Here is a 9,122-nt window from a genome sequence, read left to right as displayed (position 1 = left end):
CGCGCCGCCCCCGCCGCGCGGGCGCGGTGGCGTTCCTGCGCGGCGGCACCCGCGACGCGCTCCTCGCGCTGCGCGGCGAACCCGGTGTCCTCGTGGGACTGGGCCCGGCGCTGGCGCCGGGCCTGCCCGCGATGCCGCCGTTCCCCGGCGAGGTCCTGCTGCCCGAGCGCGCGAACCCGGACGCGCTCCTCCAGGTCGAGGGCGACGACGCCACCGACTGCGCCGCCCGGCTGGACGCGCTGCTGGCGCGTGTCCCCGCCAGGGTCTCCTGGCGCACAGCGGTGGCGCGCGACACCGTCGACCAGGCCGACTCGCCCCCGTTGCAGCGCAACCCCTTCGGGTTCGTCGAGGGGCAGACCAACACCTCCGACGTCCTGCTCCCGGACGGCAGCTCCCTGCTCGCCGTCCGGGTGATCCGCCTCGCCCACCCGCTCTGGGACGCCGACACCCCGGAGATCCGCGCCCGCGTCATCGGCCGCCACCCCGACGGCACCTGGCTCGACGGCACCCCGCCCGCGGGCGTCCCGGACTACGCCGCCGACCCGGACGGCGCCACCACCGCCCTGGACTCCCACGTCCGCACGATGAACCCGCGCACGCCCGGCGTCGCGGCCCCCGCGATGCTCCGCCGCTCCTGGGTGCACGAGGGCGGTGGCGACGACCGGGGCGTGGTGTTCATGGCGTTCCAGAAGGACTTCGCCACCGGTTTCGCCCGTGCCCAGGAGCGCCTCACGGCCGACGCGCTGCACCCGTACCTGCTGGCCGTCGGCGGCGGCTACTTCTCCGTCCCCGCCTGACCGGCGCGGGTCACCGCGCGAGGCCCTGCCGGAACGCGAAGACGGCGGCCTGGGTGCGGTCGCGGAGTTCGAGCTTGCCCAGCACCCGTGCGACGTGCGCCTTCACGGTGTACTCGGAGACGAACAGGTCGCGGGCGATCTCGGCGTTGGACTTGCCGGTGGCCATCTCGACGAGGACCTCCCGTTCGCGGTCGGTCAACCGGTCGACCCTCGGGTCGGTGGCGGGGGAGTCGCCGGTCGGCAGCTGTTCGGCGAAGGTCTCCAGCAGCCGCCGGGTCACCCGCGGCGCGACCACCGCGTCACCGCGGGCGATGGTGCGGATCGCGTCGACCAGGTGCCGGGGGTCCGAGGTCTTGAGCAGGAACCCGCTGGCACCCGCCTGGAGCGCGGCGAAGGCGTACTCGTCCAGGTCGAACGTGGTCAGCGCCAGCACCCGACTGGGCCACCCGGACGCGACGATCCGCCGCGTCGCCTGCACGCCGTCGGTCCCCGGCATCCGCATGTCCATGACCACGACGTCGGGCCGCAGCCGCCCGACGACCTCGACGGCCTCCTCGCCGTCACCCGCCTGGCCGACCACCTCGATGTCGTCGCTGCCGTCCAGGACCATGCCCAGGCCCAGCCGGACGAGCGGTTCGTCGTCGACGAGCACCACCGTGGTCATGCCGGACTCCCCACGTGCGGCGCGGTCAGCGGGAGGTGCGCGGTGACCCGCCACCCGGACGGGTCGTCGGGACCGGCGGTGATCGTCCCGCCGTGGGCGAGCACCCGTTCGCGCATGCCGATGAGCCCGTGACCGGCACCGGTCGGAGCCGCGCCGCGGGACACCCCGTCGTCGACGACGTCGAGGACGAGCTGGTCGGTCGACCACCGGAGCGTCACGGTGGCGGACCGCGCGTCGCGGGCGTGGCGCAGGCTGTTGCTCAGCGCCTCCTGGACCAGGCGGTAGGCCGTCAACGACGTGCCGCCACCGACCGGGCGAGTCTCCCCGCGTCGGAGCAGTGCGACGTCCAGACCGGCGGCCCGGACCTGCTCGACCAGGCCGGGCAGCTGCTCGATCCCCGGTGCGGGCGGCCGGGTGGGCTCGTCGCGTTCACCGGGGTCCCGCAGGACGCCGAGCAGGGCGTGCATCTCCTCCATCGCCTCCCGTCCCGTGCCCGCGATGGCCTCGACCGCGGTGAGCGCGGCGGGCGGCTTGGCGTTGCGGCGCAACGCGACCGCGGCGCCGTCGGCCAGGTTGGTCATCACGGCGATGTTGTGCGAGACGATGTCGTGCACCTCGCGGGCGATGTGCCGCCGCTCCTCCGCCACGGCGGCACGGGCGAGCGCGTCCCTGGTGCGCTCCGCGGTCTCCGCGCGCTCCCGCAGCCCCGCCAGCACGGCACGGCGGCCCCGGCGGTTGCGCCCCAGCAGCACGGCGGCCCCGGTCAGCGCCACCAGCGCGTACACCGGCCTGCTGGCGCCCGGAGCGGGCGACATGGGCGTCAGCACGGTGGCGGCGTCGAACAGCACGCACAGCGCGGCCGCCGGGACGACGACCCGGTCCGGTTCGTGGTCCACGACGGTCACCAGGCAGAGGGTGAGCACCAGCACCGGCACGACGAGTTCGTGACCGCTGAGCCCGAGGACCGCGAAGGCGGCGACCGTGCACGCGGCCGTGCCGAGGAACGCGGCGACCGGGCGGCGGTGCCGCCCGAGAGCGGGCAGCAGGGGGACGGCCACCACCAGCACGACCAGCCAGAGCGGAGAGGTGGTCCCGGCGTCGCGCAGCACCAGGAGGCCCAGCAGCGCCACGACGAGCACCGGCCAGACGTCCCGGAAGACCCCTCTCACCGTGCCGACCTGCTCGTGCTGGTGCCACCGGGACGACCGGACGGGTGGTTCCACACTGGACGACACCTCCCCAGGATGCCCTCCGCGCGTCCGCCACGCATCGGCCGCCGGACCGATGCCCGGCGACCGCCGTCTAGTTCTTGAGGACTACGCGCTGTCGAAAGTTGACGACAGCGCACCAGGACTTCCGTGTTGCGGAGCGTTCGCCACGGTGTTCGGGACGGCGTGGACGTAGCTCGCGCGGACTAGCGGACGGGTGTCGGAAAGCCGCCTGACGAGCGATGCCGTCCGTTGTGGAGGGAGACAGGCTGGGCACCATGTCCCGCCTTCCCGTTCCACCGCCCGCCGTCCGCCCCTCCCGTCCCGTTCGCACGGAGGTCTGAGCGTCGTGGCACGCCTGCTCTTCCGCGTCGGCGCCGCCGCTTACCGGCGCTCGGCCCTGTTCATCCTCGCCTGGCTGGTGGTGCTCGTCGGCGCGGGTGTCGGCGCGAGCCAACTGGCGGGCACCACCGTGAACACGTTCTCGCTGCCCGGCCAGGAGTCGGTCGAGGCGATGGACCTCATCAAGCGCGAGTTCGGCGGGGGCGGCGGCGACACCGCGTCCGCGCGGGTCGTCGTCAAGGCCCCGGAGGGGCAGACGCTGACCACCGCGGCCAACACCGCCGCCGTCGGCGACCTCGTCGCCAGGCTGGCCGGGCTCGACGGGGTCGCGTCGGCGACCAACCCGCTCCAGCCGACGCCCACCGCCCTGTCGCCGGACCTGACCACCGCCTACAGCACCGTCACCTACAAGAGCAGCGCCTTCGACCTCACCGACGCCCAGCACGACGCCCTCGCGGACGCCGTCGCCGCGGCCCGGACCGGCGGGCTCACCGTCGAGGCGTCCGGGGACGCGGTCCGGGTGGGGGAGGGCGGGGCGCACTCCGCCGAACTCATCGGCGTGCTCGTGGCACTGGTCGTGCTGGCCGTGACCTACGGCGCGCTCGCGATCGCCGGGATGAACCTGCTGACCGCGCTGGTCGGCGTCGGGGTCGGCGTGTGCGGCATCCAGATCGCCACCGGCTTCGTCGACCTGACCGCGTCCACGCCGCTGCTCGCCACGATGCTGGGTCTGGCGGTCGGCATCGACTACGCCCTGTTCATCGTCAGCCGCTTCCGCCACGAACTGCGCCGCGGCCAGGACGTCGAGACCGCCGTCGCCACCTCGGTCGGCACCGCGGGCGCCGCCGTCGTCACCGCCGGTCTCACCGTCGTCATCGCCCTGGTCGGCCTGTTCGTCACCGGGATCCCGTTCCTCACGCAGATGGGTGTCGCCGGTGCCTTCACCATCGTCATCGCCGTCCTCATCGCCACCACGCTCGTCCCCGCGGTGCTGGCACGCCTCGGCCGCCGGGCTCTTCCCCGAAAGGAACGCGGCGCGGCCGTCGGCGCACCGGCTCCCGAGCACCGGGACAGGGGCTTCTTCCGCGGCTGGATCGACGGGGTCACCCGCCGACGGGTGGTCGCACTGGTGGTGACCACGGCGGCGCTCGGCGCGTTGAGCATCCCGCTGTTCTCCCTGCGGACCACCCTCGCCCCCACGCCCACCGCGAGCACGACCCAGGGCCGGGCCGACCACCTGCTCGCCGACGCCTTCGGGGCGGGCTTCACCGGCCCGCTCACCGTGTTCTTCGACGGCGCGGGCGCTCCGCAGGCCGCCGCCGACGCCAAGGCTCCACTGGCCGCCCTGCCGGACGTCGCGGCCGTCACCGACCCCGTGCCCAACGCCGACGGCACCGCCGCGCTGCTCACCGTCATCCCCACGTCCGGCCCGGCCAGCGCCGCAACCGAGCAGGTGGTCCACGACATCCGCGACCACCTGCGCGGCGACGGCCCCCGCGCCTACGTCACCGGGCAGACCGCCGTCAGCGTCGATGTGGCCAGCACCGTCAACGCCGCCCTACCGGGTTACCTGGCGCTCGTCGTCGGCCTGGCGTTCGTGCTGCTGGTCCTGGTGTTCCGGTCCCTGCTCGTGCCTCTGGTGGGTGTGCTGGGCTTCCTGCTCACCATCGGCTCGGCGCTCGGCTCGTCCGTGGCGATCTTCCAGTGGGGCTGGCTCGGCGGCCTGTTCGGCGTCGACGACCCCGGCCCGCTGATCAGCCTCACGCCGATCCTCGTCGTCGGCATCCTGTTCGGCCTGGCCATGGACTACCAGGTCTTCCTGGTCTCCCGGATGCACGAGGCCCACGGCAAGGGCGACCCGAACACCACGGCGATCCGCACGGGCTTCCGCCAAGCGGCCCCGGTCGTGGTCGCGGCGGCGGCCATCATGTTCGCGGTCTTCGCGGGCTTCTTCCCCGGAGCGGACGCGACGATGATGTCGATCGCCTTCGCCCTGGCCGCGGGCATCCTCGTGGACGCCTTCGTGGTCCGCATGGTCCTCGTCCCGGCGGCCATGGCCCTGCTCGGCGAACGCGCCTGGTGGCTGCCGAAGTGGCTGCACTGGCTTCCCCGGCTCGACGTGGAGGGCACCACCCTCCAGCCGCGGCAACCCGACCACGAGCAGCCCCCGGCGGTCGCCGTCCGCTGAACCCGACCGCCGACCACCGCGGAACTCGGCCCGGCCCGCCTCATCACCGCGGGTGGCGACCCGGCCCGCACACCGGTCGGTCGGGGACTACTCGAACACCCCGTAGCCCTCGACGGCGTGGGCGCGGACGCCGTCCATGTCGAGTTCCACGCCGATGCCGGGGGTGTCGGGCAGGGTGATGTAGCCGTCCTTGACGATCGAGCCGCTGCCGTCGGGGGCGTGGACGTAGCTGTCCCACACCGCTCGTTCGTCGAGGGCGTGCCACTCCTGGACCAGGAAGTTGGGGATCGACGCGCACTGGTGCGACGTCGCCATCGTGCCCAGTGGCGTCGACACCAGGTGCGGTGCGAACGGTATGTAGTGGAGTTCGGCGAGGTTGGCGATCTTCTTGGCCTCGGCCAACCCGCCGCACTTCGGCACGTCCGGTTCGATGACGTCCACCGCGCCGCGTTCGAGCAGCTCGCGGAATCCCCAACGCAGGTAAAGGTTCTCGCCCGCGCAGATCGGCGTGCGGGTCTGCTCCCGCACCCGCACCAGCGCGTCGATGTTCTCCGCGGGCAGCGGTTCCTCCAGCCACATCAGGTGGAACGGTTCGAGTTCCCTCGCGACGCGGCACGCGCTCGGCAGGTCGTACCGGGCGTGCAGGTCGATGGCCAGGTCGACGTCCGGGCCGATCGCCTCCCGGACGGCCGCCACGCGCTCGACCATCGACCGCAGCTCCGCGGCGTTGACGGTGTGGTTGAAGTCGTCGAACTTGGCCGGGTGGTGGAGGTCGTCGATGTCGAACTTGAGGGCGGTGAAGCCCTCGGCGACCATCCGCTGGGCCCGGTCGACGCACCCGGAGATCGAGCCCGCCGGGTCGTCGCCGTCGCCGCAGTCGGCGTAGAGGCGGATCCGGTCGCGGAACTTCCCGCCGAGCAGCCGGTAGACGGGCTGGCCCGCGGCCTTGCCCGCGAGGTCCCACAGCGCCAGCTCGATCCCGGACAGGGCGATCACGAACACCCCGGCCTGCGGACCCGCGAAGACCTTGTTGCGGCGCAGCTTCTCCCAGCACCGCTCGACGTTGCGCGGGTCCTCGCCGATCAGCAGGGGGGTGAGGAACTCGATCATCCCGACGACGGCTCCCGCGCCCGCGTCGGGGTTGGCCTCGCCGAACCCGCTGAGGCCCTCGTCGGTGTCGATCCGAACCAGGGTGGCCTGACCGTGGTAGGCGACCACCGCCGTTGTCACGTTCACGATCCGCATTGCTCTCCCGCCGCCGGGTTGCGCACTTTCACGGACTGTCGCGATGCCCAGCTTGTCCGATAAGCTGATGACATGCAAAGGAGACAAGAGTCTCCGGACGCTGTCAAGGTCCGGACCCTCCCGGTGCAGGTGGCCGCCCACCTGACCCGGCGCATCGTCGCGGGCGGGTGGGAGGACGGTCCGGTCCCGTCCGAGCTGGACATCTCCCAGGAGTTCGGGGTGTCCCGCGTGGTGGCGCGGGAGACGCTGAAGATCCTGGCCTCGCTGGACATCGTCGACGTCGCGCAGGGCCGCCGCGTCGTGGTCCGCCCCCGCGCGGAGTGGGACTACCTGAGCCCGCTGCTGGTGGAGTGGCTGCCGACGGAGATCGTCACCGAGCTGCTCCAGGAGCTGCACCAGATGCGCGTGCTGCTCGAACCCGAACTCGCCGCGATGGCCGCGGCGAGCGTCACCGACGAGACGCTGGAGCGGCTGCGGGGCGAACTCGAGCGCATGGCGGCGCTGGAGGCGGACCCCGACGCCTACCTCGAGGTCGACCACGAGTTCCACATGGAGATCTGCCGGGCGGCGGACAACCGCATACTCGACCGGATCATGTACTCCGCCCGCTGGCTCGGCACCGCCAGCCGCCGCATCACCAACGAGGCGCCCGCCGCGCTGCGCAAGGCCACCCACGACCACACGGAGATCTACCAGGCGCTGGTGGCGCGCGACCCGGAAGCCGCCCGCGCGGCGATGCGCACGCACCTGGCCAACAACTCCACGCTCATCGCGGAGAAGGAGCGGAGGACCAGGAAGGCCGCCCGGCGGCGTTAGCCCACTGCACCACCGACATCCGGAACCGATGACGAGGACGGACGAGGCATGGCGGCACCTGCGATCCCGCCGATCCGGCTGGGGCTGACGAACGTCGAGAAGCCCCCTGCCGCCTCCCTCTTCGCGCGCCCGGTGGACGGGAACCCCTTCCACCGCACCGATCCGCGCCACGCCCGTGCACCGCTCGACGGGCTGCCAGGAGAACGTTTCAGCAGGTCGGCGTCCATCGCCGCGTGAACGACCCGGCAGCGTGGCGCTCGCCTCGCTGTACCGCCGGTTGCACTGTCGCCCCGTCGGTACGCGTCCGCTCGATCGGACGCGAGAGGAGTTGTCGTGGAACAGAAAACGGAGTGGTCGAGACGAACGTTCCTCGGGATGAGCGCGCTGGGCGTGCTCGGTCTCGCCGGGTGCGGGGGAGGTCCCGCGCCCGCGCCGCAGGTCGACGTCGAGGTGCCCAAGGCGCTGCTCGACCAGGCGGCCGGGCTCCGCGGCGGGTCGGTGGGGATGCTGTCGCAGAAGCTGTACTCGGAGTCCGCCAACAAGGCGCTGGACAGGTCGTTGCAGGTGTTCGCGGACGCCACCGGCACCACGGTCCACAACGACCTGGTCTCCGGCGACGCGGGCGACATGGTCGCGAAGATGGACGCCGAGGTGAAGGCGGGCACCAGCCGCGACTTCGCCTTCGTGAGCGATCGGCGGTTCGTCGGCCAGCTCCACAACCTCGGCGCGCTCACCGACGTCACCGACGTGGTCGACGAGATGCGCACGCTGTACGGGGATCCCGCGACGGAGGCGAACAACTACTGCGTCTTCGACGGCCGCTGGTTCGCGATCCCGTACCACTTCATCGCGTCCGCGATGTACCTGCGCAAGGACTGGTACCAGGAGAAGGGCCTCCCGCTCAAACCGCACTACACGTGGGAGGAGCTGCGCGACAACGCGTTGGCGGTCTCCGACCCGGCGAAGCGGCGCTTCGGCTGGGGCCTCACGGTGAACCGCTCCGGCGACGCCAACGGGTTCATCGCCAACGTCATCAACACCTACGGCGGGGCGATCGCGGACAACACCGGCACGAAGGTCGTGTTCAACTCGCCGGAGACCGTCGCCGCCGTGACGTTCATCGGCGACATCTACACGAACCCGAAGTACGCGCCGATGCTGCCTCCGGGGATCGGCAGCTGGACGGATTCGAGCAACAACGAGAACTGGCTGGCCCAGATCCTCGGGCTCACGCTCAACCAGTTCAGCGTCTACGCGGACTCGAAGACCAAGAACAACCCGGTCTACGCCAACACCCACCCGTTCAACGGCGCCACCGGACCGGCGCTCGACAAGCCGCTCGCGTTCGGCGAGTCCAACTCGTTCGTCGTGTTCAAGGGGGCGAAGAACCCCGACCTCGCCAAGGTGGTCGCGAAGTTCATGGTCGGCGGGAGCGCGCTGCTCGGTGTCGCGAAGGGAGCGCCGTGCCTGGTGAACCCGTCGTGGGACAAGGTGTGGGACTCGGATCCCTACTACACCAGCGGTGACCCGGCGTTCCCGGCGCTGCGGGAGCAGACCCGCACGCCGCTGCCGGTGACCACCAAGACCGGGTACGCGTTCCCGCAGGCCCCGAGCCCCGGCGAGCAGGCCGCCACGGCCGCCTACCTGCTGACCGACATGATGCAGGCGGTCATCCAGGGCACCAAGCCCGCCGAAGCCGTCGCCTCGACCCACGCCCGGATCGTCCAGGTCTTCGAGCAGCAGGGCTACAAGCAATGACCGTCCTGCGTCCGCGGCAGGCGCCGGTTCGCCCGGCGCCCGCCCCCCCCTCCACACCCCCCCCCACCCCACCCCAGTTATGGCCCGACAGGCGCCCCCCCCCC

8 protein-coding genes are annotated in these 9,122 nt (G+C 72.4%); 5 read left to right on the top strand and 3 right to left on the bottom strand.

All coding sequences use genetic code 11. The features are described from left to right. Positions 1-797: Dyp-type peroxidase (locus tag ACFWW9_RS44485; protein ID WP_390389418.1), on the top strand; the 797-nt coding region annotated here is incomplete at its 5' end. 10 nt (positions 798-807) lie between these two features. Here the strand turns inward: ACFWW9_RS44485 and ACFWW9_RS44480 are convergent. Beyond that, complete coding sequence (locus tag ACFWW9_RS44480) at positions 808-1,461, bottom strand: response regulator (protein ID WP_390389416.1); 654 nt, start codon at positions 1,459-1,461, stop codon at positions 808-810. Continuing rightward, positions 1,458-2,684: a sensor histidine kinase gene (locus tag ACFWW9_RS44475; protein ID WP_390389415.1), complete on the bottom strand. Its 1,227-nt coding sequence runs from the start codon at positions 2,682-2,684 to the stop codon at positions 1,458-1,460. Before ACFWW9_RS44475 ends, ACFWW9_RS44480 begins: the two co-directional genes overlap by 4 nt. A 334-nt stretch (positions 2,685-3,018) precedes the next feature. Here ACFWW9_RS44475 and ACFWW9_RS44470 point away from each other — a divergent pair, with 334 nt between their 5' ends. Continuing rightward, positions 3,019-5,199: an MMPL family transporter gene (locus tag ACFWW9_RS44470; RefSeq protein ID WP_390389414.1), complete on the top strand. Its 2,181-nt coding sequence runs from the start codon at positions 3,019-3,021 to the stop codon at positions 5,197-5,199. Between the two features lie 87 nt (positions 5,200-5,286). On the opposite strand, the gene ACFWW9_RS44465 is transcribed toward ACFWW9_RS44470, so the two are convergent. Further along, entirely contained in the window at positions 5,287-6,444 is a 1,158-nt protein-coding gene (locus ACFWW9_RS44465) for a mandelate racemase/muconate lactonizing enzyme family protein (RefSeq protein WP_390389412.1), read from the bottom strand. Between the two features lie 72 nt (positions 6,445-6,516). Here ACFWW9_RS44465 and ACFWW9_RS44460 point away from each other — a divergent pair, with 72 nt between their 5' ends. From ACFWW9_RS44460 to ACFWW9_RS44450, 3 genes are all read left to right on the top strand, one after another. After that, positions 6,517-7,260 carry a FadR/GntR family transcriptional regulator gene (locus ACFWW9_RS44460; protein ID WP_390389410.1) on the top strand — a complete coding sequence of 248 codons (744 nt, stop codon included), beginning with the start codon at positions 6,517-6,519 and terminating at the stop codon, positions 7,258-7,260. A 48-nt stretch (positions 7,261-7,308) separates the two neighbouring features. After that, complete coding sequence (locus ACFWW9_RS44455; RefSeq protein ID WP_390389408.1) at positions 7,309-7,497, top strand: hypothetical protein; 189 nt, start codon at positions 7,309-7,311, stop codon at positions 7,495-7,497. Positions 7,498-7,593: 96 nt separating this feature from the next. After that, complete coding sequence (locus ACFWW9_RS44450; protein WP_390389405.1) at positions 7,594-9,018, top strand: extracellular solute-binding protein; 1,425 nt, start codon at positions 7,594-7,596, stop codon at positions 9,016-9,018. Positions 9,019-9,122: the final 104 nt, after the last annotated feature.

The organism is Umezawaea sp. NPDC059074, assembly GCF_042738955.1.
In the GTDB taxonomy this organism is placed as follows: domain Bacteria; phylum Actinomycetota; class Actinomycetes; order Mycobacteriales; family Pseudonocardiaceae; genus Umezawaea.
The sequence above is the reverse complement of the archived record's forward strand: the minus strand, read 5'-3'. Positions and strand labels throughout refer to the sequence as shown.